The 21,246-nt window shown below is 64.9% G+C and carries 28 protein-coding genes; 14 read left to right on the top strand and 14 right to left on the bottom strand.

The features are described 5' to 3' along the window. Positions 1 to 7 precede the first annotated feature (7 nt). On the bottom strand, positions 8 to 814 hold the full coding sequence (locus NN5_RS08210; protein WP_067733767.1) for a sugar phosphate isomerase/epimerase family protein: 807 nt from the start codon (positions 812 to 814) through the stop codon (positions 8 to 10). Between the two features lie 111 nt (positions 815 to 925). Between NN5_RS08210 and NN5_RS08205 the strand changes: the two genes are divergently transcribed. Further along, positions 926 to 1,366 carry a cupin domain-containing protein gene (locus tag NN5_RS08205; RefSeq protein ID WP_067733765.1) on the top strand — a complete coding sequence of 147 codons (441 nt, stop codon included), beginning with the start codon at positions 926 to 928 and terminating at the stop codon, positions 1,364 to 1,366. Between the two features lie 73 nt (positions 1,367 to 1,439). Further along, on the top strand, positions 1,440 to 2,540 hold the full coding sequence (locus tag NN5_RS08200; protein WP_067733763.1) for a potassium channel family protein: 1,101 nt from the start codon (positions 1,440 to 1,442) through the stop codon (positions 2,538 to 2,540). A 108-nt stretch (positions 2,541 to 2,648) separates the two neighbouring features. Here NN5_RS08200 and NN5_RS08195 read toward each other — a convergent pair whose 3' ends face one another. Further along, complete coding sequence (locus tag NN5_RS08195; RefSeq protein WP_067733761.1) at positions 2,649 to 2,978, bottom strand: Rieske (2Fe-2S) protein; 330 nt, start codon at positions 2,976 to 2,978, stop codon at positions 2,649 to 2,651. 200 nt (positions 2,979 to 3,178) lie between these two features. Further along, on the bottom strand, positions 3,179 to 3,466 hold the full coding sequence (locus tag NN5_RS08190; RefSeq protein WP_245656349.1) for a hypothetical protein: 288 nt from the start codon (positions 3,464 to 3,466) through the stop codon (positions 3,179 to 3,181). 352 nt (positions 3,467 to 3,818) lie between these two features. Here NN5_RS08190 and NN5_RS08185 point away from each other — a divergent pair, with 352 nt between their 5' ends. Beyond that, on the top strand, positions 3,819 to 4,136 hold the full coding sequence (locus tag NN5_RS08185) for an alkylphosphonate utilization protein (RefSeq protein ID WP_067733757.1): 318 nt from the start codon (positions 3,819 to 3,821) through the stop codon (positions 4,134 to 4,136). A 330-nt stretch (positions 4,137 to 4,466) separates the two neighbouring features. Here NN5_RS08185 and NN5_RS08180 read toward each other — a convergent pair whose 3' ends face one another. Then, positions 4,467 to 4,898 carry a COG3650 family protein gene (locus tag NN5_RS08180; RefSeq protein WP_067733755.1) on the bottom strand — a complete coding sequence of 144 codons (432 nt, stop codon included), beginning with the start codon at positions 4,896 to 4,898 and terminating at the stop codon, positions 4,467 to 4,469. Between the two features lie 303 nt (positions 4,899 to 5,201). Between NN5_RS08180 and NN5_RS08175 the strand changes: the two genes are divergently transcribed. Further along, positions 5,202 to 5,474: a hypothetical protein gene (locus tag NN5_RS08175; protein WP_067733753.1), complete on the top strand. Its 273-nt coding sequence runs from the start codon at positions 5,202 to 5,204 to the stop codon at positions 5,472 to 5,474. Between the two features lie 194 nt (positions 5,475 to 5,668). Then, entirely contained in the window at positions 5,669 to 6,148 is a 480-nt protein-coding gene (locus NN5_RS08170) for a hypothetical protein (protein ID WP_067733751.1), read from the top strand. 68 nt (positions 6,149 to 6,216) lie between these two features. Here the strand turns inward: NN5_RS08170 and NN5_RS08165 are convergent, their stop codons facing one another. From NN5_RS08165 to NN5_RS08155, 3 genes are all read right to left on the bottom strand, one after another. Next, positions 6,217 to 6,618: a hypothetical protein gene (locus NN5_RS08165; RefSeq protein WP_067733839.1), complete on the bottom strand. Its 402-nt coding sequence runs from the start codon at positions 6,616 to 6,618 to the stop codon at positions 6,217 to 6,219. A gap of 147 nt (positions 6,619 to 6,765) precedes the next feature. Further along, positions 6,766 to 7,158, bottom strand: coding sequence for a YybH family protein (locus NN5_RS08160; RefSeq protein WP_067733749.1), 393 nt, complete (start codon positions 7,156 to 7,158; stop codon positions 6,766 to 6,768). A gap of 126 nt (positions 7,159 to 7,284) precedes the next feature. Continuing rightward, positions 7,285 to 8,016 carry a hypothetical protein gene (locus tag NN5_RS08155; protein ID WP_245656347.1) on the bottom strand — a complete coding sequence of 244 codons (732 nt, stop codon included), beginning with the start codon at positions 8,014 to 8,016 and terminating at the stop codon, positions 7,285 to 7,287. A 33-nt stretch (positions 8,017 to 8,049) separates the two neighbouring features. On the opposite strand from NN5_RS08155, the gene NN5_RS08150 reads away from it, so the two are divergent. Next, a complete protein-coding gene (locus NN5_RS08150; RefSeq protein ID WP_067733747.1) occupies positions 8,050 to 8,268 on the top strand; it encodes a DUF2061 domain-containing protein in 219 nt (72 codons plus the stop codon). A gap of 74 nt (positions 8,269 to 8,342) precedes the next feature. Next, complete coding sequence (locus NN5_RS08145) at positions 8,343 to 8,792, top strand: DUF2141 domain-containing protein (RefSeq protein WP_067733745.1); 450 nt, start codon at positions 8,343 to 8,345, stop codon at positions 8,790 to 8,792. A 329-nt stretch (positions 8,793 to 9,121) separates the two neighbouring features. Here NN5_RS08145 and NN5_RS08140 read toward each other — a convergent pair whose 3' ends face one another. The 4 genes from NN5_RS08140 to thiC form a co-directional block, all read right to left on the bottom strand. After that, entirely contained in the window at positions 9,122 to 10,054 is a 933-nt protein-coding gene (locus tag NN5_RS08140) for an acyltransferase family protein (RefSeq protein WP_169800967.1), read from the bottom strand. Positions 10,055 to 10,149: 95 nt separating this feature from the next. After that, entirely contained in the window at positions 10,150 to 10,584 is a 435-nt protein-coding gene (locus NN5_RS26830; RefSeq protein WP_281190408.1) for a DUF3833 family protein, read from the bottom strand. 83 nt (positions 10,585 to 10,667) lie between these two features. Further along, complete coding sequence (locus NN5_RS26825) at positions 10,668 to 11,000, bottom strand: hypothetical protein (RefSeq protein WP_067733739.1); 333 nt, start codon at positions 10,998 to 11,000, stop codon at positions 10,668 to 10,670. Between the two features lie 11 nt (positions 11,001 to 11,011). Next, complete coding sequence (gene thiC / locus NN5_RS08125) at positions 11,012 to 12,871, bottom strand: phosphomethylpyrimidine synthase ThiC (RefSeq protein WP_067733737.1); 1,860 nt, start codon at positions 12,869 to 12,871, stop codon at positions 11,012 to 11,014. Between the two features lie 218 nt (positions 12,872 to 13,089). On the opposite strand from thiC, the gene NN5_RS08120 reads away from it, so the two are divergent. Next, the gene (locus NN5_RS08120; RefSeq protein WP_067733735.1) at positions 13,090 to 13,710 is read left to right on the top strand and encodes an SOS response-associated peptidase family protein; all 621 of its coding nucleotides are present in this window, start codon (positions 13,090 to 13,092) and stop codon (positions 13,708 to 13,710) included. A 77-nt stretch (positions 13,711 to 13,787) separates the two neighbouring features. Here the strand turns inward: NN5_RS08120 and NN5_RS08115 are convergent, their stop codons facing one another. Next, positions 13,788 to 14,186: a hypothetical protein gene (locus tag NN5_RS08115; RefSeq protein ID WP_067733733.1), complete on the bottom strand. Its 399-nt coding sequence runs from the start codon at positions 14,184 to 14,186 to the stop codon at positions 13,788 to 13,790. A gap of 138 nt (positions 14,187 to 14,324) precedes the next feature. Here NN5_RS08115 and NN5_RS08110 point away from each other — a divergent pair, with 138 nt between their 5' ends. Then, positions 14,325 to 14,942: a uracil-DNA glycosylase family protein gene (locus NN5_RS08110; RefSeq protein ID WP_067733731.1), complete on the top strand. Its 618-nt coding sequence runs from the start codon at positions 14,325 to 14,327 to the stop codon at positions 14,940 to 14,942. Between the two features lie 4 nt (positions 14,943 to 14,946). Here the strand turns inward: NN5_RS08110 and NN5_RS08105 are convergent, their stop codons facing one another. Both NN5_RS08105 and NN5_RS08100 read right to left on the bottom strand, forming a co-directional pair. Then, positions 14,947 to 15,792 carry a MipA/OmpV family protein gene (locus tag NN5_RS08105; RefSeq protein WP_067733729.1) on the bottom strand — a complete coding sequence of 282 codons (846 nt, stop codon included), beginning with the start codon at positions 15,790 to 15,792 and terminating at the stop codon, positions 14,947 to 14,949. 101 nt (positions 15,793 to 15,893) lie between these two features. After that, positions 15,894 to 16,445: a GNAT family N-acetyltransferase gene (locus tag NN5_RS08100; RefSeq protein WP_067733728.1), complete on the bottom strand. Its 552-nt coding sequence runs from the start codon at positions 16,443 to 16,445 to the stop codon at positions 15,894 to 15,896. A 71-nt stretch (positions 16,446 to 16,516) separates the two neighbouring features. On the opposite strand from NN5_RS08100, the gene crtY reads away from it, so the two are divergent. From crtY to NN5_RS08075, 5 genes are read left to right on the top strand one after another with little or no spacing between them, the layout of a single operon-like run. Beyond that, a complete protein-coding gene (gene crtY / locus NN5_RS08095) occupies positions 16,517 to 17,722 on the top strand; it encodes a lycopene beta-cyclase CrtY (RefSeq protein ID WP_067733726.1) in 1,206 nt (401 codons plus the stop codon). After that, positions 17,719 to 19,197: a phytoene desaturase gene (locus NN5_RS08090; RefSeq protein ID WP_067733725.1), complete on the top strand. Its 1,479-nt coding sequence runs from the start codon at positions 17,719 to 17,721 to the stop codon at positions 19,195 to 19,197. Before crtY ends, NN5_RS08090 begins: the two co-directional genes overlap by 4 nt. Beyond that, positions 19,194 to 19,631 (top strand): T6SS immunity protein Tdi1 domain-containing protein, encoded by a 438-nt coding sequence (locus tag NN5_RS08085; protein WP_067733723.1) that lies wholly within the window; start codon positions 19,194 to 19,196, stop codon positions 19,629 to 19,631. Before NN5_RS08090 ends, NN5_RS08085 begins: the two co-directional genes overlap by 4 nt. Before the next feature lies 1 nt (position 19,632). Further along, complete coding sequence (locus NN5_RS08080) at positions 19,633 to 20,211, top strand: LOG family protein (protein ID WP_067733721.1); 579 nt, start codon at positions 19,633 to 19,635, stop codon at positions 20,209 to 20,211. Between the two features lie 24 nt (positions 20,212 to 20,235). Further along, on the top strand, positions 20,236 to 21,195 hold the full coding sequence (locus NN5_RS08075; protein WP_067733719.1) for a phytoene/squalene synthase family protein: 960 nt from the start codon (positions 20,236 to 20,238) through the stop codon (positions 21,193 to 21,195). Positions 21,196 to 21,246 lie beyond the last annotated feature (51 nt).

The following is a 21,246-nucleotide window of genomic DNA, read 5'->3' as shown; positions in this document are numbered from 1 at the left end:
CCCGAGACTAAGCGAGCAGATCCCGCGTCTTGGTAACGATCTCGGCAAGGTAATCGCGCGCAGGACGCCCGCTTTCCGCTTCCGCGAACAGCGGCACTTCCAGCCCCAGCCTCTGTCCGCGCGGCAGGGCATCCACGAACTCGCGCAAGGGCAGTTCCCCTTCGCCGGGGATCATCCGCGCGCGAACCGCCTCCTCCATGTAGTCCCCGCTCCCCTTGCGCGGCGCATCGCAGAGCCGGGCGTGACCGATCAGCGCCGGATCGAGCTCGGCGATCTGCCGCACCGTTCCGCCGGAGCGGAAGAAATGCATCGTGTCGATGAGAACAGTCGCATCGCCCTCGCCGATGTGACGGACCGCCTCCAGCGCCTCTCCCAGATTGCGAATGGTGAAGGCGGGGCAGAATTCTATCGAGAATTCCATGCCGCGTTCGCGGGCCATTTCGGCAAGCTTGGCGAACTGCTCGAAAGCGCGCCCGCGCTCGACGCCCATGTCGGCCGAATTGATCCGCAGGGCCCCCAGTTCGGCGAACAGGTCCATATCGGCAGCCCGCTCCGACGCATCCATCTCGGCAGATACGTCCATTCCTTCGGCAATGGAGATCACAATCCCGCGCTCGCGCATCACCGCCTTCAGCTCCCGGCGCAGCGCGGCATCCTCACGCAGCGACCACGACGGGTAGCCATGCGGATTGAAAGGCAGTTGCGTGAGCCCCATCGACACGGCCCGGCACTCCAGATCGGCCGCCAGCGCGACGTGTTCGACCGGCCCCATACCAAGCGCCGTAAGCAATTCTATGCCGAGCGGATGTGGCATGAGCGAATCTTCTCCCTTAGATGCTCCTCCCTATACAACACCCGATAGCGGCGGATACTCGCAATCATCGCAAGGGACGCCGCGCAGAGAACACCGCAGGGAAACAGAGCCATGCAGACAGACCGCGGCGAGGCTGCCGCCATCATCGAGGCGCTGGGCCTCGTGCCGCATCCGGAAGGCGGGTGGTACGGCGAAACCTGGCGCGCACCTGCCGCGCCGGGCGTGCGACCTAGCGCAACCGCGATCCATTTCCTGCTCGAATCGCACCAGCGCTCGCACTGGCACCGGGTCGACGCCGCCGAGATCTGGCTGTGGCATGCCGGCGCCCCTGTCACGCTGTCGATCGCCCCGAACGAGGCCGCGCAGCCTCAACACCACGCATTGGGCGGAAACGTGCTGGCGGGACAGGCCCCGCAAGTGCTCGTGCCGGCCGGACACTGGCAGGCCGCCGCACCACAGGGAGGCTGGGCGCTCGTCAGTTGCGTGGTTTCCCCCGGTTTCGAATTTGCAGGATTTGAACTGGCCGCCCCAGATTGGCATCCCGGGAATTGATCCAGCCGCTGGACAACTGCGGAGCCCGCGCGCAGGGTCCCGCCGCGGGATAAGAGTGGGGAGAGCGTAACCAATGCCGGGTGAGCACGACAGGATTGGAGAAGCGGCAGGCCGCGTCCTGGGCTCGCCGGTTCAGAATCTGGCGCGCGCCGCTGCATTCGTTCTCGTCATCTTCGTCCTCGCCACCACCGGTTTCGTCGCGGCAGGCTGGCCGCTGGGCGATGCTGCCTACATGGTCACGCTGACGATCTTTTCGGTCGGCTACGGCGAAGTCCATCCGCTCGACACGACCTGGCTGCGCGCACTGACGATGGCGACGATCGTGCTGGGATGCACCGGCATGATCTTCTTCACCGGTGCGCTCGTCCAGGTTTTCGCCCATTTCCAGATCAAGAACATTCTCGGGATCGACCGCATGCAGAGCCAGATCGACCGCCTGACCAATCACACCATCATCTGCGGCTATGGCCGCATCGGCAAGCAGCTCGCCATAGAACTGCAGCGGGCACGCACGCCCTACATCATCCTTGACCGCAACCCGGCGAAACTGGCCGAAGCCGAAGGCTGCGGGCACCTCACCCACAAGGGCGACGCCACGGACGAAGCCACCCTGCGCGCTGTCGGCATCGAACGCGCGCGGGTTCTCGCGACAGTGCTGCCGGACGATGCGCTCAACGTCTTCATCACGCTCTCCGCCCGCAATCTCAATCCGCGCATGGAGATCATCGCGCGCGGCGAATACCCGACCACGGAAGGCAAGCTGATCCACGCTGGCGCAGACAAGGTCGTGCTGCCCACGCACATCGGGGCCGAACGGATCGCCGAAATGATCCTCTACCCCACGACCGCTAGGTTCCTGGGCGAAGCGCCGCAAGTGCGCGACCTCAAGCGCGGGCTGCACGAATTCGGGCTGGAAATCGAGGCTGTCACCGTGCCTGAAAAGTCGGCACTGGCCGGCGCAACGGTCGGCGAGGCCGAGCGGCGGGGCGCCGGAGCCTTCTTCCTTGTCCAGATCGACCGGCCCAACGGCCAGAGCTATGTCCACCCGTCGGAAGAAGTGAAGATCGAGCCGGGCGATACCGTCGTCCTGGTGCTGCGAGGGACCCGCGTGACGGCAGGCTCGATCTTCTCCGAGGCCCGGCAGGCGGTCAAACTGGGGCGCAGTTACCGGTAAGGCATAAATTGCCCCCAAGAGCCAGAACGCAGCACCCAGCCCTCCTGTAAATGAGCGATGTGGCTTGAGTGAGCGTACGCGTCTTCATGTGCAAACTGGCGGCGCGCCCTAAATGCCCACGTAGATATCGTCGCCCATTTCCTTGACCGGGTAGATCCTGAGGCCGGACTTGGCCTTCATGCCGATGAACAGCAGCTTGGGATCACGCTCGACCCCGCCGGTCCTGAGATCGAACTTGGCCTTGTGCAGCGGGCAAACGACCGCTTCGCCATCGAGTTTGCCCTTGCACAAGTTGCCCCCCAGATGCGGGCACTTGCGCTGCGTAGCGTAATAGGTGCCGCGCACCCTGGTCAGCAGCAACTTCTCACCGCCAGCCTCGACCGGAACCAGTGCACCGTCGGCAATCTGCCCTGCACTTGCAACCTTCACGTAGTCCATGGACGCCCCCGATCGCTTTTCACGCAAACTATGCCTGCGCCGGGACTGCGCTGTCCATAGGCGGCATACATGCCAGGAATGAAGCCCCGCCAGTCAGGCACAAACGACAAGGCGCGACAGTTTTCCTGCCGCGCCTTGCGCTTCTTCTCCCCATCCCTCAGCCTTCGAGCGACCCGAGAGGCCCCATACGAACCACACTATCAGGCCAGCTTGCGCTGCAGCCTGCTCAATGCCTTGTCGATTTCAGCCCTCGCTGTCGCACCGATCTCGCCCTTCACCACCCGGTAGACGATCCGCCCCTCCTCCAGCGAATAGGCAACTGTAGCCATGCCGTCGTTGAAACTGGCAAGGTAGAGAGCCGGCTTGCGCTGGATAAGGGCGAGATCGTCCGCTCGGGGAACCAAGGTGTCACGCATGTAATAGGCGCCGGTCATTGCACCGGGTTCGACGCGGCTTTCGCTGGCCCAACCCGCACCGGACACTGCCATTGCAAACAAGACAAGACCCGTCTGCAATGCTGTCAGGAATTGCTTCATGACACCATCCTCTTCCCTGGCGGTGCCGTACTTTGCAGCCCGCCTTTGTATGAAGGGTTTGTAACATTGTTGGTGCCGAAGCGGAAGCGAACAATACTCAATAAGCTTAGGAAACTGCCAATTTCGCAATGCAATACGATTAGCGTACCAGCCAGTATTTCTTTCTCACGGCACCCGAAACATGCCCGAACACGCAATGGACGGAAGAGGCCCCATTCCCGCAATCCCCATGGCAGGATCGTGAATAATCGTGGCCAGAGCCCGATCAACCTGCCATGGCACCCGCTCAGCAAGGGAACAGGCTATGGCAAACGACGACAGCGGCGATGAAGACTACGTGTACGACGAGGAAAGCGGCGAATGGATGCCCGCCTCCGAACTGGCCGCGAAGCGTGCGGCTGCCGATACGGTGGTCGTGCACGATGCAGTCGGCAACGTGCTGGCAGACGGTGATCAGGTAACGCTGATCAAGGACCTGGAAGTGAAAGGCGCCGGGCAAACGCTCAAGCAAGGCACTTTGATCAAGTCGATCCGCCTCACGGGCGACCCGCAGGAGATCGACTGCAAGTATCCTGGCATCAAGGGCCTGGTCTTGCGCGCGGAGTTCGTCAAGAAGCGCTGAGTGCGCCGCGCGAGGCCCGTCAGTCACCTGAACCGGAAATTCGCATCACTATTCCACGTCATCCCCGCGGAGGCGGGGATCCCGCTGCTGGCAGCATAGCGCAAGAAAGAGCAGCGGGGCCCCCGCCTGCCCAAAGGGCAGTTTATCCTGAGCGGCCGGCCAGCCGAAGGGCGGGGGCGACGAATTGTATGGCGAACTTTGTTTCCACCACGCTAGGCACCGCGCCCTGCGGCCCTGCCGCGCTCCGCTCGGGACGGCTTGCCGTTGCATCCCGCGGTCACACCGCGAGGCGCGAAAGCCCGCATGGAAAACAGAACCGATCGCCTCCAGTCATTCTCCCCCGCTCCAGGATTGCCGCCTGGTCCAGCCGCAACCGTGACGCAATTCGTCTCCCAGCCGGAGCGTGACCACAAAAGGATACTTGCGATCGGACATCCCGTCCGAGCATTCGCCTGGCGTGATCGCCAAAGTCAGCGCCTTGCCCTCAAGGTCGCCTGAAAAGGACAGTCCGCCCCGTCCTGCGAACCGCGATACCGGCACATCGACACCGCTTTGATTGTCCGGCGTGGTATATGTGAAATGCCCCCCGGAAATTTCACCACCCCAGAACGGCTCCGTGCCGGTGACTTTCACGGCCTCATCTTCCGCGATTGCATGGAACGGAACGCGATCCTCGCTGTCACCTGGAACGGTTCCACCACTCCCGCATGCTCCCAGAGGCATCGTCAGCATCAGTGCGAAAAGAAAGAACCGCCTGTTCATATGCCCAGGGTATCTCCGCGCGGCACCAGCGGCAAGCGCCTGCTCTGCCCGGATTCGGCCTTTGGAAGAGGCCTCGGCCATCCGTGCTTTGCGGCTTCTGCAAAAAAATTGGGCATCATTCGGAGACCGCTCAGCCCGGCAAGCCCCGCAGTACAAACGACAAATCTGATGGTTGCACAAAATGCAACAGGTGGTCGAAGTTTTGAAATTGCACCGCACCGCAGCATTCGTAAATGTTGCAGTGCAACAACAAGAAGAGATGCCCGAGGCAATCTTCCTGCATCCAGACAAAGGGATATTGCCATGTTCAAGACCATCATCGCGGCCACCGCAGTCTCGCTCCTCGCTGTTCCTGCGGTCGCTCAGGCTAGCGAAGCCCACCAGTTCTCGCACGAAGGTGTGGACTACACCTACACCACCGCCCAGAAGGGCAAGGTGACGGTGATCAATGGCCACACCACTGCCGGCGTTCCGTTCCGCCTCTTCGTCAAGGGTGAGCGCGTGACCGGCACCTACAATAGCCGCCCCGTCAGCTTCACCACTGCTGAAGCTTCGAACGCGCTGGCGAACGACTGATACGCAGCGTCTTCGCGGCCGGGAATCTCTCCTCTCTCCCATCGCCCGGCCGTGTAACGCAGCAGACAAGGGGCGTCATCCCTCGCGGATGACGCCCCTTTCGTGTATGGAGGCAAGGCGTTCAGCCCGCCGTCAGGCTCGAATCCATAAGGCGCCGACTGCGGGAAGCGGAGAAGTGCGTTGACGGAGGACTGATGGGTTCCGGCAAACTGGTTCTGCTCCTTGTTGCAGGCAGCATTGGCGCGGGCATTCTGCTTGCCAGCGCCACGACACAGGCCATGCGCTCCTATCCGAAGATGCCGTTGCTTGGCGCCGCGCCGCACAGAGCCGATCCGCCGTCGCCACCAGCCTATGGCAAGAGCCGGTCGTGGGTCGATGAAGGCCTGTCCGCACTCGACATTCCCGCCTGGCCCTTCGGCCGCGACGAATGGGATGGCAGTGACGATACCAGCGCTGACGACACTGGCACTCAGGATTGGGCCGGCACACCTGCCTATGGCGACGGGCTGCAGCAGGATTTTCCGCCCGGCATGGCCAATCCCGGCAATGCCGAGTCCGCGGATGCGCCCATGCCTCCCGACACCAGCGCAGCCAGCGATGCAGCGGCCAATGCCGCGCAGCGCGCCGCCGCTGCCGCCGCGGACGTCAGCGCGGCCGAACGCAGCGGGAATTAACCATCCATGAGAATGTGCCGGCGACGCCCCCCGCGCCCCGGCACTGCCCCCCAAACTTGCCCAAGCCCTCAGTGAACGAGCTTCAGCGCCCCCTGACTCTGCACCAGCCGCACTTCCAGCACCCCGTCGTCTTCCTCTATCCCGTGCTTCTCGCAAATCTCCGCCAGCCGCTCGGCAATCAACTCGTCGTCGGCCTCGTGAGGCAGCGGATAGCGGGCGATCACCATTTCATCGAGCGTGTCGATCACGCAGAAGTGGCTGGTTCGTCCGGCAGTTGCGATAGCATCAAGGTCAAAACCGTCAGCCAGGTCCCAGCGGCCGCCATCGCGCGAGCGGATGGGGCGCTGACAATAACGGCAGGTGCAGTGAACCACACCGCCTGCCTCCCGCCGGCGCCGACCTTCCGGCACGTGGCGGCGCAAATACCAGCACTGCGCCACCGGCACCGAAGAGTTCATCTTGCTGAGCATGGCGCCACCTGTCTTCGCGAGTTCCCTTTGCAGGAACGAAAGCCAAGCATTCGTCCCCATGCATCTCAGGACGCGCGTTAACCGTGAAATTTAAGTGCCGGGGGCCTGTATCCGTGGTTTCCCCTATGCCCCACGCTAGCTAACCGTCTAGCCCAGCGTCGCGTAGATTTCCGCCACGATGACCCATTCGCCCAACACTTCGCGCCACTTCGCCACATAGTCGCCGGCCGCCAGCGCCTTGCCCGAACGGGCCTCCACGCCCTGCCAGTGCCCCTGTTCAAGAGCCACCGGCTCCACCCGCGAAACCGTCACGCTGACAGGCGTGCGCGTATAGACCGCGCGCGCGGGACTGGCGAATTCGCGCTTCCAGGCCTTGAGCTGCGCATTACGGCCGGAAACGACCGCGCTGTCGCTGCCCGTCACCAGCACCACGTCGCGCCCCAGCACTTGCGTGATGGCGGAAAGATCGCCCTCGGCAATGGCGCGGTTGAACGCGGCCCGGCGCGTGCGGATAGTCAGTTCGGCTCCGGACTGGTTCATGCTTTCCTCTGGCGACCCTCTGCCCCGCTGCATACCGGTTTATACGGGGAGCGCAATTTGCACCGTCAGAATAGCCCACTTGCGGGCCTGCAGGAAAACGCTTTGGCCGGCAGGGAAAGACCGCCGTCAGGCGCAGCCTTCCACGTAGCCCAGCTCGGGCATGGTCCCGGCATGGATCAGGCGCACTTTGCCGTCCTGCCCGATCTCGAAGCGCAGGCCCGGATGGTGCCTGTCCGCACCGGGCTGCGTGAGATACTTCGCCGGATCGCCGTCGTAGGCATGGGGCTCGGCGCGAAAGCCGGGGAAAGCCGCCTTCACCGCCGCCTCGCTCGCCCCCAGGCCGATGCCGTCCGCCAGCGTCACGCCGGACGTCCCGCCGACCGTGATCCGCCGCACCGCGCCCTTCGCGACGATCGCATAGACGCCCGGATAGTCCGGCGATGTGACGATGCGGCAGCTGTCCGAAACCTGCACGCCATGTTCGGCCCAGCCGCTGTCGGCAGGCACTGCCTTGCCGATTTGCAGATCGCCCAGCCCGGCCGGTTCGAGTACCGGTGGCGCGCCGACCGGCATGACCATCGGCTCGGCCCCGGCCAGCGCTTCCTCGTCCACTTCCGCCGCCGTCCCGGTTTCCACCGGCACCGGCGTGGCACTGGGCTCCACAGCCCCGGCCGAGGGCTTCGAGGAGCAGGCGGCAAGGGCGAGAGCGAGCGCGGGGACGGCGATCAGATGTTTCATGGCCGGGATGAAACGCCCGTCCACGGCGGCGGTTCCCTCCCGCTCTGCGGCACTGCCGCCCCGGTAATCGCTTCCGCCGATCACGGATTGCACCATCGCCAGCTTACTATTGCAATCCATTCGCATTAAATCCGGGAGAGAAAGGACGAAACGATGTCTCACGATCTTGCCAAGACCACCAGCTTCCTGACCCTGCACCTGCTGGTCGGCTTCACTGTCGCCTTCGCCGTGACCGGCTCGGTGACGATGGCCGGCGGCATCGCGCTGATCGAGCCGCTGGTCAACGCCGTGGTGTTCTTCTTCCACGAGCGCGTCTGGAACGGCGACCTGCGCCTCGCAGACGCGCTGCTGCACCGGCACGCGCCAGCCTGACCGGGCGCCTGACCGTGCTTGAGGACGCCCAGCCGTGGCGGCGTCATAGGGCGACTGCAATCGAAAGGCTCTTCGTGAAGGCACTTCCCCTCGCCGCCCTGCTCCCGGTTCTGGCTGCAACGACCCTCGCCGCGATCCCGGCGACGGCCCAGCCCCAGGCCACGTTCCAACTGACGGTGACGGACCTGCACTCCACCAAGGGCCAGATCGTGGCCTGCCTGTGGCGCGACAAGGACAAGTTCCCAAGCTGCGAGAAAAGCGCCACGGCACTGAAACGCACTTTCCCCGTCACCGGCACCACCATGCACGTCACCCTGCCCCTGCCCGCGAGCGGACGCTACGCAGTGACGGTCGTCCACGACGAGGACGGCAACGGGAAGATGAAGCACAACTTCATCGGTATGCCCGCCGAAGGCGTCGGCATCTCGAACAACCCCGGCGGTATGCCCGGCTACGACAAGTCGCTGACAGACATCGCGCCCGGCGGCACCGTCACGATAAAAATGAAATACCTGTTCGGCTGAGGCCCCGCCACGGCGCGCATGGCAAATTTCAAACTTCGCCCACAGCGGCACCAGTAACTTTTAAATCCACGCGCGTTATCAAACGCTTGCGGCACAGGTAATTTCACACACACGGCACGGCCGTGCGAAGCGGATCTTGACGGTTCAAAGAGCAAGGCAAACGAAAGCCGCACGCAGTGTGACAGGTGCAGGGGATGTAGGAAACAGGCCCTGTTCGGGAAGAGGGACGAGGGCCCTTCGACAGACTCAGGGCTCTCGTACACCCATACTGTCAGCGTAGTGCCCGGCAGCCGCTTTGCGCCCTCACACCAACTTTCCCAAACACTACATCACTCACATATCGACTCGTTGGATGGAAGACGGCGCACTTGCCCGCTCTGCCTTCTCAACACCTTCTCGAAACCGATCGCTGAAACAGTGGCGAGCGCGACGAGAGGCAATGTAACGGCAACTGGCAATTTCAGGGAGAAAATTGGCCAATTCACGACATAGAGAGGATAGGAAGCAAGCCCGCTGTAATGTGCCCATCTCCCCGGTTTATATTGCATCCCGGCGATCATCACGAGCGGGAAGACCACCGCGATCACAATCGGGTAAGCAATCAGCGGCGCGAAAAGACAAGACGCGGTCAGAGCTGCGAAGGCCAACGCGAAAGGGACTTTCAGGTTCGGACGGTCGCCAACTATCCGGTAAATCAGGATTCCCATCGTGTAGGCAAACGCAGTACGTATCAGAGCTTGAGGAAGAGCATACAATGTTGTGGCTGCTCCCGCCGCCAGGGCAGTGACTATCGCCCAACCCGGCAACATCGCCATGAAGATCGCGATCAGCCAACGTGTCCGCAGTTTGGCCAAAATGGCTGCATGAACGACATTTGCCAGAAGCTCACAAAACAGCGACCAGGCCGGGCCATTGAAGGGAAATAGATGCTGCGCGTCAGGAGCGGGTAAAAACAGAAGCGCCAAGGGCAGATAGGGCCAGTAGGCCTGATCTGTCGTCAGGAGACCCAAGGCTGTCCCGACGGCTAGCGCAGGAAACAATCGCCTGTACCTGATGACCATGAATGCCGCCACTTTAGGCATCTGGCATTCGTAGGTTCTGGCCATGATGAAGCCGGAGAGCATGAAGAAAAAATCGACTGCGAGGGTAACAGGATGGATGTAGCCTGATTCAAGGATCAGCCCTCTGAAATGAGAAATTGCAACCAAAAGGGCCGCGATCCCACGCAGCGCATCCAGTCCAAGCAGCCGATCCTTGCCCATCGCGGCAAGGTCGCAAAGTTTCGAACATAGGCAAATGAAATTGCCGTCATGCCTCAGATCCAGCCACCACATGCTGGAACTAAACACCCGGTCCCTCAATCCTTCCGGATATCCTCCACCAGCACGCCCACGGTCAGGCCCAGCTTGCGCACTTTCATCACGTTGTGCGCGCGGTGGCCGTCGGGGGAGAGGGTCAGCCATTGCTCGGTGGGGAAGCCGCCCTTCATCGTGAAGGAGAGGTGCAGGCGGTTGCCCTCGGCCTCTCCGGTGACGGCGCCGCGCGCGTCGCTGAGGGTGCCGCGGTAGTGGCCGGGGCTGGTCTCGCGCATCGTCCATGTGCGCTGGCGCGGGGGCTTCCCGCCTTCCTGCACGGTCTGGACGAGGTGGAGCGTGCCGTCCTCAACAGTGCCGTCGCTGACCACCCGCACATCGACGGGCGCGGAGAAGAGCGTCTTCAGTTTCGCGCGACCTTCGCTGTGCCCGGTGAAGAAAGCGATCGCATCGAAACGCGGGGCCGGTGCGGCGGCGATGGGTTCGCCCCCGCCGCGCGGCGGGGAAACGCAGCCCGGCAGCGCCGCCGCGAGGGCGAGCGCGGCCGCCTTGCGCGAAAGGGCTATTTCCCCCGCCCCATGCGCTCCAGCCGCTTGCGGTTGGCGCTGACGCGCGGGCCGAAAAAGTCCACGCTGGTCTTCACCGGATCGAGCGGATCGAGCGCCAGCTTGGTGCCGAGTTCGATGACGGCCTGCCATTTCTCGGTGACCATGCGCACGGCCTCCCGCTCGCTGCCGGGGCGCTGGGTCAGGATGGCATTCGTGCGCATCGCGATCACGGCGCAGGAATCGGCCCAGAGCCGGCAGCTATCCAGCGTGAGGGTGAACAGACCGGCACCGGGCAGCGAAGCGGCGGTGCCGGGAGTGCTTGCTCCCGGCTTTACGGTTTTTGTCATGGCTGGTGGTTTCAGTCGTGCCCGCGGTCGCCGGCGCCCATGTAGAGTTCGGAGCCGTGTTCCTTGAACACCTTGCTCATCTCCTGCATCCCCGCCTCCGCCTCTTCGGCGGCAACGAAAGTCTCCACCGGCTGGTTCTGCTTCGAGGCGAATTCGCGCACTTCCTGGCTGATCTTCATCGAGCAGAACTTCGGCCCGCACATCGAGCAGAAGTGGGCCGACTTGGCGCCTTCGGCGGGCAGCGTCTGGTCGTGGTACTGCTCGGCGGTATCCGGATCGAGGCTGAGGTTGAACTGGTCGCGCCAGCGGAACTCGAAGCGCGCCTTCGACAGCGCATCGTCGCGCACCTGCGCGGCCGGGTGGCCCTTGGCAAGGTCGGCCGCGTGGGCGGCGAGCTTGTAAGTGACCACGCCCACCTTCACGTCGTCGCGGTCGGGAAGGCCCAAGTGTTCCTTGGGCGTGACGTAGCAGAGCATCGCCGTGCCGTACCAGCCGATCTGGGCGGCGCCGATACCGCTGGTGATGTGGTCATAGCCCGGCGCAATGTCGGTGACGAGCGGCCCGAGAGTGTAGAACGGCGCTTCGCCGCAAGCCTCAAGCTGCTTGGTCATGTTCTCCTTGATCTTGTGCATCGGCACGTGGCCGGGGCCTTCGATCATCACCTGCACGTCCTGCGCCCAGGCGCGCTTGGTGAGTTCGCCCAGCGTGTAGAGCTCGGCGAACTGCGCCTCGTCGTTGGCATCGTAGATCGAGCCGGGCCGCAGGCCATCGCCCAGCGAATAGGCGACGTCATAGGCCTTCATGATCTCGGTGATCTCGTCGAAGCGTTCGTAGAGGAACGATTCCTTGTGGTGGGCCAGACACCACTTGGCCATGATCGAGCCGCCGCGGCTGACGATGCCGGTCATGCGCTTGGCCGCCAGCGGGATGAAGGGCAGGCGCACGCCCGCGTGAATGGTGAAGTAGTCCACGCCCTGCTCGGCCTGTTCGATCAGCGTGTCGCGGAAGATCTCCCAGGTCAGCTCCTCGGCAATGCCGCCGACCTTTTCGAGCGCCTGATAGATCGGCACGGTGCCGATCGGCACGGGGCTGTTGCGCAGGATCCATTCGCGGGTGTCGTGGATGTTGCGGCCGGTGGAGAGGTCCATCACGGTGTCCGCACCCCAGCGGATCGACCAGACCATCTTGTCGACTTCGCTGGCGACATCGGAGGCGACCGCCGAGTTGCCGATATTGGCGTTGATCTTCACCAGGAAGTTGCGGCCGATCGCCATCGGCTCCGATTCCGGGTGGTTGATGTTCGAGGGGATGATCGCGCGGCCGCGCGCCACTTCGTCGCGGACGAATTCCGGCGTCACGTAGTCGGGGATGCTTGCACCCCAGTCCTGCCCCTCGCGCTTGTATTCCTTGAGCATCGCGCGGCCGAGGTTCTCGCGCGTGGCGACGTATTCCATCTCGGGCGTGATCACGCCGCGGCGGGCATAGTGCATCTGGCTGACGTTCTGGCCCGCCTTGGCGCGCAGCGGGCGCTTGACCACGTTGGGGAACGCCGGGACGCCGCCCGAACGGTCCGGCCCGAGCTGGCCGTTATCCTCGGGCTTGACCATGCGCGCGTCGTATTCCTCGACATCACCGCGCGCCATGATCCAGTCGCGGCGCAGTTGCGGCAGGCCGGCGGCAATGTCGATCGTGGCAGCGGGATCGGTGTAGGGGCCCGAGGTATCATAGACCCGCACCGGCGGTTCGCCGCTGGTGGGTTCGAGATGAATCTCGCGCATGGCGACGCCAAGCGGCCCGACATGGATCTTCTTCGAGCCGCGAATGGGCCCGGTGGTCACGCCGATTTCCAGCTTGGAATTGATGTCGGCCATACGCTTCTTCTCCTGGGCGGATGGATAGCGGATGTCCGGCTTGCGCCTGTCCACTCCCTCCGCCCGTGCTAACGGGTTCAGGTTCGACGGGTCGTGTGGCGCATACCCACACCTCTCAGGCTTTTCCCACAATCGAAACATCGCTGTGGGGTGCTGCCTCCCCGGGGTTGCGCGGACAATAGACGCAAGCGGCCGGTCCGTCTAGGCACCTCCGCACCATGCCCATGCTCTATCGTCTCGATGCCCCCGCACTCGCCGTGGGCCGTGCCTTCCGCGCGCGGGTGGGGGACGATCCCTGGGCAGGCGGGCACGTGGCGCCGGGGCAGTTCGCACCGGTCATCACCGCGGGGCGCGAATTCGTCGCCGGGCCGCGGCCGACCGGGCGGGTGCTGGAGACGCGGATGATCCCGCGCCTGTGGGGCGTGCCGCCGCCGCCCTCCGTCCTCGACGGGCGGCCGGTGCTGACCGTGCGCAATCTCGAAAGCCCGTTCTGGATCGGCAACTTGCGCAACAGCGAGTTCCGCTGCCTGATCCCGGCCACGGCCTTCATGGAATGGGGCAGGCCCTCACCCACAGACGGCAAGCGGCGCCAGTGCTGGTTTTCCTGCACCGACCAGCCGCTTTTCGCGATGGCGGCGGTGTGGAAGGACAGCGAGATCCCCGCCTTCGCGCTGCTCGCCTGCCCTGCCAATGCCGCACTCAGGGCCGAAGGGCGCGAGACCATGCCGGTAATCCTGCCGCCCGGCCCCGCCGCGCGAGACCTGTGGCTGCACGGCGGCTGGGACCGGGCGCAGGCGCTGGTACAGCCCTATTCCAGCTCGCTGATGGATCGGCGCTGAGAGTCTGTTTGGAAATTTGCACAAAATGCAAATTTCATCCTGCGGCACCGGCCGGTGCCGCATTCCCGAACAGACTCTCAGAACTGCAGCAGGCTCACCCCGATCAGCACCAGGCCGATCACGATCGAGCAGCAGCACCACAGCTTGGAAAGCGGGCCGAAACGGCGCACCCAGAACGCCATGTAGACGTCGGAAAAGGCCAGCACCGCCAGCGCCTCGATGCACATCAGCCCGCCGATCACGGAGAGCACGCTCGAAAGCCAGTCGGGCGAGGCCCAGGGATTGATGATGTAGATCACCGCGCCCAGAAACAGCTCCAGCAGGCCGGTGGCGAGTTGCAGCGCGGGCGAGGCGACGATTTCCTCGATCAGTTTCTGCCAGTGCCCGGGCTTGCGGAATTCCCCGATCCCCGCAAACAGCGCGAAGAGCCCCAGAAACAGCGCTGTCCAGGCAGGTGCCAGCGTCAAGTCAGGCATGCATCAATCTCCATTCCCCCGTTTTTCGTTGGATGCAGGATGAACGCGACAAGGGGCCGCGTAAAGCGCCGATTTGCGGGATCATAACAGTGTTCGGCGCGCCTTGCATCCGCGCCGCGGCGGCGCCATCTCGCGGTCATGGTTCCCAGCCTCGAAAACCTGCTGCTCGAAAACCTGCTGGACGAAATCCGCGCCTGCCGCCTGTGCGAAGCGGCGCTGCCGCATGAGCCGCGCCCGGTGGTGCAGGCGGGCAGCAAGGCGCGCATTCTCGTGATCGGGCAGGCGCCGGGCAGCAAGGTCCACGCCAGCGGGCGGGCCTGGGACGACGACAGCGGCGACCGGCTGCGCGCATGGACCGGCCTGTCTCCCGAGGAATTCTACGATCCCGATCGCGTGGCGCACATGCCCAGCGGCTTCTGCTATCCCGGCAAGGGCACTGGAAGTTTCCGGGGCGGCGACCTCCCCCCGCGCCCCGAATGCGCCGCCCGCTGGCATAGCCCCTTGCGCGCAGCCCTGCCGGACGTGCGGCTGACGCTGCTGGTGGGCCAATACGCCCAGAAGCGCTATCTGCCGCGCGGCTTTGCCCCGAACCTCACCGAAGCCGTGCGCCGATGGCGCGAGGCGCCCGAGGGGCTGTTTCCCCTGCCGCATCCGGCCTGGCGCAGCCGGTTGTGGATGGCGAAGAACCCGTGGTTCGAAAGCGAAGTGCTGCCGGACCTGCAGGCGCGCGTGCGCGCCCTGCTTCAGGACAAATAGGGCTTCAGAACGTGTAGGCCACGCCCGCCCCGGAGGTCCACTGGCCGGCCTCGCCCCGGATCGCGGTATAGGGGGTACGCCAGGCATCGTTCAACATGTGCGAATAGGCGAGCACGCCGAACAGCGCCCAGCCGCCATCGCGCATGTCTCCAGACAGGTCCCAGCCCACCAGCATACCGATGCCCGCGCTGTCCCAGCCGCTTTTGGCCGCATATTCGGGCAATCCGCTCGCCGCACTCTGCACCGGCGTCACCGAATAATAGTACCGCGCATATTTCCCGCCGGCATAGTGGGCACTGGCCGACAGCGCGACAAGCACGGCCTTGCTGAGCGGCGTGACGTAACTGACCGCAGGCGACCAGGTCATGCCCTTGTAGGCACCGCCGATATCCCGCTTCACATCCACAGACAGGGTGAGCGAATCATAATCGTGAAGCAGCCTGTAGGCGGTCACGCCGCCACTGACGCCCAGTTCGACCGCGGCATCGAGCTTTCCGGCGGCCCTCACTACCGAATCCGCAATCTGCCGGTTGCGGTTGAAAGAGAGGCTGGCCACCGGGCCGAACGAGAACCCGATCCGGGCATCCTTGCCATCAGGGATCACGTCGAGCGCGACGCCGCCCTGGCGCGGCGTGATGTCGATGCCGTGGATCCTGCCCTGGATGACCGGAAAAGGCGAAAAGACATAGTCGTCCGAACCATCGTAGCTAGGGCCGTAAATGCCGCCCGCGCCGACGATCAGATGATCGCCGTCGAGCACGTTCGGCTCCGCAGCCTCCTGCGCCATCGCGGCCGCAGGCAGCACCAGAAGCGCGGTGACCGCGGACAACGAAAACAGGCGTGCGATCATGCGGCGATTCCTCCCTGTGTGCTCAAGGTACGCTCAAGCCCCAACGCCCAGGCCACGGCGCGGGTTGCGCAACAGGCCGGATCGCTCCCAAGCCTCCTGAACTAAGCCAGACCCGCGCCGCTATCCTGCGGCAAAGTCTCATTACCTTCGCCGAGCTGGCGCTGCATCAGGAAAACGTCGATCCACTGGCCGTGCTTCCACCCGGCGCCCGACAGCGTGCCCACTGGACGGAAACCGGCCCTGGCATGAAGCACCACGGAAGCCGGTTCGGACGCCGCGATCACGGCAAAGGCCTGCCTGTAGCCGCGCGTCTCGCAGGCATCGACGAGAACCGTCAGCAACCGGCCGCCCACTCCGCGCCCCACGCAATCCGGCCGCACGTAGATCGCCGTCTCGACGCTGTAGCGGTAACCTGCGCGCGGCCCGTAGCGGTGTCCGAAGCCGAATGCGAGCACGCGTCCGGTGCTGTCACGCGTGATCAGAAACGGATAACCGGCATCAACGATGTCACTGATCCGGCGGCCGATTTCCTCCGCAGCCGGAGGTTCGGTTTCGAACGTGGCCGTGCTCTCCAGCACATAGTGCTTGTAGATTTCCGCGATAGCCGCCGCGTCTTCTATCGCAGCGTCACAGATAGTGAGGTCCTCTGTCATCAATGTGACAATGCCGCAAAGCAACAACGATGCCAAGTTGCAGCAGACAATAGCCATCCCTAAACGAGACAATGATGCAACCGGAAACCTGTGATCTTGCGATAGTCGGCTGCGGCCTTGCCGGCGGTCTTGTGGCGCTTGCCATGGCAAGACACCGGCCGGATCTGCGCGTTATTGCCATCGAACGCGGAGAAATTCTGGGCGGCGATCATGTCTGGTCGTTTTTCGCCAGCGATCTTCCGGAACGGGGCGACGCTCTTGTTGCACCGGCCGTCGCCGCGCGCTGGGACGGATACGAGGTGCATTTTCCGGGCCGCTCGCGCGACCTCGCCGCGCCTTACCGCAGCATCACCAGCCGCAAGCTGGACTCTGCCGTGCGGGCCGCCCTGCCTGCCGGGTGCATCATCTCCGGCGTGGAGGCCACGGCCGTCACGCCTGCGTCGGTCACGCTCGCGGACGGGCGGACGATCGCGGCAGGCGGCGTGATCGACGCGCGCGGCGCCCATGCCCTGCCGCACATGGCGGGCGGCTGGCAGAAGTTCATGGGGCAGACGCTGCGCCTTGCCGCGCCGCATGGTCTGGAGCGGCCAGTGGTGATGGACGCGCGGGTGGAACAGATGGACGGCTACCGCTTTGTCTATTGCCTGCCCTTTTCCCCCACCGAAATCTTCGTGGAAGACACCTACTATTCCGACACCCCCGCGCTGGACCTGCCGCTGCTGCGCCGCCGTATCGCCGATTATGCCGCGCGGCAGGGCTGGCAGGTGGAAAGTGCGGCCTACGAGGAAGCCGGCGTGCTGCCGGTGATCGCGGCGGGCGATTTCGCGGCATTCTGGCGCGCGGGCAGCGGCGGCGCGGCGCGCGCGGGCACGCGGGCGGCGCTGGTCCATCCGCTGACCTCGTATTCGCTTCCCGATGCTGTAAGATTTGCCCTGCACCTTACCACTCTCGACAATCTCTCAGGCAGCAGCCTAGAAAGGGCCAGTCATGCATGGGCCGCACAGCACTGGCGCGACGGGCGCTTCTACCGGATGTTGACCCGAATGCTTTTCGGCGCCGCGCGCCCGGAAGCGCGCTGGCGCGTGCTTGAACGATTCTATGGTCTGCCCGAACCCCTGATCGAGCGTTTCTATGCCGGCCGTTCGACCCTGGCCGACAAGCTGCGCGTCCTTGCCGGCAAGCCGCCGGTTCCCGTGAGCGCGGCCATGGCCAGCCTGATCGGGCGGGGGCGCCCGCTGGCCGATCTTGGTGCCGGTTTGGGCGGGGGCGCGGCATGAAGAAGGCCTGCGTCATCGGCGCCGGTTTCGGCGGGCTCGCCCTGGCCATCCGCCTGCAGGGCGCCGGGATTGCCACCACGCTGGTGGAAGCGCGCGACAAGGTGGGCGGGCGTGCCTATGTGTGGGAGCGCGAAGGCTTTACCTTCGATGCCGGCCCCACTGTCATCACCGATCCCGACTGCCTGCGCGAACTCTGGTCGCTTTCGGGCCATGACATGGCCGACGATGTCGAACTGATGCCGGTCTCGCCGTTCTACCGGCTCAACTGGACCGACGGCACCGTGTTCGACTACTCGAACGACGAGCCCGCCCTGCACCGCGAAATCGCCCGCCTCGCCCCGCAGGACCTTGCCGGATACGACGAATTCCAGCGCTATGCCGCCGGGGTCTGGCAGGAAGGTTACGTCAAGCTGGGGCACGAGGCCTTCCTCGATTTCACCAGCATGGTGAAGGCCGCTCCGGCGCTGATGCGCTATCAGGCCTGGCGCTCGGTCTATTCGATGGTCTCCAGCTTCGTGAAGGACGAGCACTTGCGCGAGGCGCTCTCGTTCCACACGCTGCTGGTGGGCGGCAATCCGATGACCACCAGTGCGATCTACGCCCTGATCCACAAGCTGGAAAAGGACGGCGGCGTGTGGTGGGCCAAGGGCGGCACCAACAAGCTGGTGCGCGGCATGGCCAGCCTGTTCGAGCGGCTCGGCGGCGAAGTCCGGCTGGGGGACAAAGTCACCCGGATCCACACGCTGGGCGACCACGTCACCGAAGTGGAAACGGCCAGCGGCTGGAAACAGCGCTTCGATGCCATCGCCAGCAATGGCGACCTGATGCACACTTACGGCGACCTGCTGCGCAACAACCGGCGCGGGCAGGACATGGCGCACAAGCTGATGCACAAGCGCTTTTCGCCCAGCCTGTTCGTCGTCCATTTCGGGCTGGAAGGCACATGGCCGGGCATCCCGCACCACACCATCCTGTTCGGCCCGCGCTACAAGGGCCTGCTCGACGACATCTTCGAGCACGGCGTGCTGCCGCGCGATTTCTCGATCTACCTGCACCACCCCACCGTCACCGATCCCTCGATGGCGCCGCCGGGCAAGAGCACGTTCTACGCGCTCGTCCCCGTCGCCAACATGGGCAAGCTGCCGATCGACTGGGCCGAAGTGGGCCCGGAACTGGAACGGCGCGTGCTGGCCGAAGTGGGCCGTCGCCTGATCCCGGACATCGACGACCGGATCGTCACCAGGTTCCACTATGCCCCGCCGGACTTCGAAGCGGACCTCGGCGCGTGGAAGGGCAATGCCTTCAGCCTTGAGCCGCTGCTGACGCAAAGCGCATACTTCCGCGGGCACAACCGCGACGACAAGCTGAAGAACCTCTATCTCGTGGGCGCCGGCACGCATCCCGGCGCGGGCATTCCCGGCGTTGTCGGCAGCGCCAAGGCCACGGCGAAGCTCATGCTGGATGACCTGCGATGAAGCGCGCCATGCAGGCGCTGCGCCGCGACTGGGGCTGGACCGGCGTCTCCTTCGAGGACATCATCGCCGTCAGCCCGATGGGCCATGTGCTGGTGGCCGATACCGCCGGAGCCATCCACTATCTCGATCCCGAGACCCGCGAACTGATCCGGCTGGGCAGCGAAGCGCAGGCCGCGCAGTACATGGCCGATCCCGAAGTGGCCTGCGTCTGGCGCGCCGAAGCGCTGGTGGCGGCGGCACGCGAACGGCTCGGAGCGCCGGAAGACGGCGAAGTCTATACCCGGACGCCCGAAGCCCTCATCGCGGGCGACTATGCGCATGAGAACCTGATCCGCCTGCCGCTGGCGGAGCTTCTTTCCTTTTCCGGGCAAGTCGCCTGCCAGACGCAGGACTTGCCCGAAGGCACTCCCATTCAACTGAAGGTCCCGAACTGACATGAAACGCCTTGCCGTCTATTGCGGCTCTGCAACTCCCGCCGATCCCCGCTACATCGAGCTTGCCCGCCACGTCGGCATGACGCTGGCCCGCGAAGGCATCGGCGTCGTCTATGGCGGCGGCAAGCTCGGGCTGATGGGCGCGATCGCCGGTTCCGCCCTGGAGGCGGGCGGCGAAGTGATCGGCGTGATCCCGCAGGCACTGGTGCGCGGCGAAGTCGCCAACTACGACTGCGAGCTGACCGTGGTCTCCGACATGCACGAGCGCAAGGCCGCCTTCACCCGCCTGTCCGACGGGTTTCTGGTGCTGCCCGGCGGCGTCGGCACGATGGACGAGCTGTGGGAAGCGGTAAGCTGGGCGCAGCTCGGCTATCACAACAAGCCGGTCGGCATCCTCAACGCTTTCGGATTCTACGACGGGCTGCTCGAATTCAACCGGCACATGGCGGACGTCGGCTTCGTGCGCCCCGCGCATCAGGGCATCGTCATGGCCGAAAGCGAGCTGGACCTGCTGCTCACCCGGATGCGGGCGCACGAGCCGGTCACGCCGATCGTCAACATGAACCCGGACACGCTATGAAAACCCGCCTGCGCGGGACCGGCAATGACCGGGTATGACCGCCCAGCCCTCGTAGCCGCTGCCCGGCAGTCGATCCGCAAGGGCTCGAAGAGCTTCGCCGCCGCCAGCCGCCTGTTCGACCGGACCACGCGTGAGCGGGTCTGGCTGCTCTATGCCTGGTGCCGCGCCTGCGACGACATCGCCGACGAGCAGGAACACGGCCGCGCTGCCGTGCACGGCCCCATCGGCACCCGGCTGGCCCCGGAAAACCGCCTCGCGACGATCCGCACGCTGACCGAGCTGGCCGTGGCCGGGGAAAGAACCGGCACGCCCGCCTTCGATGCCTTGGGCCTGCTCATGCGCGAAGTGGCGCTGACCCGCGCGATGGTCGAAGACGTGCTTGCCGGTTTCGCGCTCGACACCGGCGACTGGCGCCCGCGCAGCGAGGCGGACATGCTGCGCTACTGCTACCACGTCGCGGGCGCGGTGGGCGTGATGATGGCGGCCGTCATGGGCGTGCCTGCCAGCGACGAGGACACGCTGGACCGCGCCTGCGACCTCGGCATCGCCTTCCAGCTCGGCAATATCGTGCGCGACGTGTGGGAGGACGATGCGCAGGGCCGCTGTTACCTGCCGGTCGAATGGCTCGTGGAAGCGGATATTCCGCCCGGCGAAGTGACCAAGCCGCACTATCGCCAGGCGCTCGTCCCGCTTGTCGCCCGCGCCTGCGCACTGGCCCGCGAATACGAGGCATCGGCCCGCGCCGGCGCCGCGCAGCTGGCCTTCCGCCAGCGCTGGGCGGTGCTCTCCGCCGCCAATATCTACGGCGCCATCGCCCGGAAGGTGGAAGGGCTGGGATCCCATGCCTGGGACCACCGCGTGTCCACCGGCATGGCCGAAAAGGCCGCCCTGGTCATGGCCGCGCTGGGCGAGGCCCGCCGCGATCCGTCTCCCGCCCCGCATCCGGCCCTATCCCGGCACGATCTGAGGCCCGGCACGATCTGATCGCTTCGGCCCGATAGCCGTCCTGTCTTCGCTCGGGCCAGGACAGCTTAG

It is taken from the genome of Novosphingobium naphthalenivorans NBRC 102051 (assembly GCF_001590985.1).
Lineage (GTDB): Bacteria > Pseudomonadota > Alphaproteobacteria > Sphingomonadales > Sphingomonadaceae > Novosphingobium > Novosphingobium naphthalenivorans.
Note: the sequence above shows the minus strand (reverse complement) of the source record. Positions and strands in the feature narration are given on the sequence as shown.

Coding starts and splice junctions, on each gene's coding strand:
- NN5_RS08180 (WP_067733755.1), bottom strand. CDS start 4,898: ATGAACAGGCGGTTCTTTCTTTTCGCACTGATGCTGACGATGCCTCTG.
- NN5_RS08160 (WP_067733749.1), bottom strand. CDS start 7,158: ATGAACCAGTCCGGAGCCGAACTGACTATCCGCACGCGCCGGGCCGCG.
- NN5_RS08190 (WP_245656349.1), bottom strand. CDS start 3,466: ATGGCAGTGTCCGGTGCGGGTTGGGCCAGCGAAAGCCGCGTCGAACCC.
- NN5_RS08085 (WP_067733723.1), top strand. CDS start 19,194: ATGAAGCGCGCCATGCAGGCGCTGCGCCGCGACTGGGGCTGGACCGGC.
- NN5_RS08205 (WP_067733765.1), top strand. CDS start 926: ATGCAGACAGACCGCGGCGAGGCTGCCGCCATCATCGAGGCGCTGGGC.
- NN5_RS08120 (WP_067733735.1), top strand. CDS start 13,090: ATGCCCATGCTCTATCGTCTCGATGCCCCCGCACTCGCCGTGGGCCGT.
- NN5_RS08155 (WP_245656347.1), bottom strand. CDS start 8,016: ATGGATTGCAATAGTAAGCTGGCGATGGTGCAATCCGTGATCGGCGGA.
- NN5_RS08090 (WP_067733725.1), top strand. CDS start 17,719: ATGAAGAAGGCCTGCGTCATCGGCGCCGGTTTCGGCGGGCTCGCCCTG.
- NN5_RS08140 (WP_169800967.1), bottom strand. CDS start 10,054: ATGGGCAAGGATCGGCTGCTTGGACTGGATGCGCTGCGTGGGATCGCG.
- NN5_RS08165 (WP_067733839.1), bottom strand. CDS start 6,618: ATGCTCAGCAAGATGAACTCTTCGGTGCCGGTGGCGCAGTGCTGGTAT.
- NN5_RS08075 (WP_067733719.1), top strand. CDS start 20,236: ATGACCGGGTATGACCGCCCAGCCCTCGTAGCCGCTGCCCGGCAGTCG.
- NN5_RS08175 (WP_067733753.1), top strand. CDS start 5,202: ATGTTCAAGACCATCATCGCGGCCACCGCAGTCTCGCTCCTCGCTGTT.
- NN5_RS08170 (WP_067733751.1), top strand. CDS start 5,669: ATGGGTTCCGGCAAACTGGTTCTGCTCCTTGTTGCAGGCAGCATTGGC.
- NN5_RS08100 (WP_067733728.1), bottom strand. CDS start 16,445: ATGACAGAGGACCTCACTATCTGTGACGCTGCGATAGAAGACGCGGCG.
- crtY (WP_067733726.1), top strand. CDS start 16,517: ATGATGCAACCGGAAACCTGTGATCTTGCGATAGTCGGCTGCGGCCTT.
- thiC (WP_067733737.1), bottom strand. CDS start 12,871: ATGGCCGACATCAATTCCAAGCTGGAAATCGGCGTGACCACCGGGCCC.
- NN5_RS08080 (WP_067733721.1), top strand. CDS start 19,633: ATGAAACGCCTTGCCGTCTATTGCGGCTCTGCAACTCCCGCCGATCCC.
- NN5_RS08195 (WP_067733761.1), bottom strand. CDS start 2,978: ATGGACTACGTGAAGGTTGCAAGTGCAGGGCAGATTGCCGACGGTGCA.
- NN5_RS26825 (WP_067733739.1), bottom strand. CDS start 11,000: ATGACAAAAACCGTAAAGCCGGGAGCAAGCACTCCCGGCACCGCCGCT.
- NN5_RS08200 (WP_067733763.1), top strand. CDS start 1,440: ATGCCGGGTGAGCACGACAGGATTGGAGAAGCGGCAGGCCGCGTCCTG.
- NN5_RS08110 (WP_067733731.1), top strand. CDS start 14,325: ATGGTTCCCAGCCTCGAAAACCTGCTGCTCGAAAACCTGCTGGACGAA.
- NN5_RS08105 (WP_067733729.1), bottom strand. CDS start 15,792: ATGATCGCACGCCTGTTTTCGTTGTCCGCGGTCACCGCGCTTCTGGTG.
- NN5_RS08210 (WP_067733767.1), bottom strand. CDS start 814: ATGCCACATCCGCTCGGCATAGAATTGCTTACGGCGCTTGGTATGGGG.
- NN5_RS08150 (WP_067733747.1), top strand. CDS start 8,050: ATGTCTCACGATCTTGCCAAGACCACCAGCTTCCTGACCCTGCACCTG.
- NN5_RS08115 (WP_067733733.1), bottom strand. CDS start 14,186: ATGCCTGACTTGACGCTGGCACCTGCCTGGACAGCGCTGTTTCTGGGG.
- NN5_RS08185 (WP_067733757.1), top strand. CDS start 3,819: ATGGCAAACGACGACAGCGGCGATGAAGACTACGTGTACGACGAGGAA.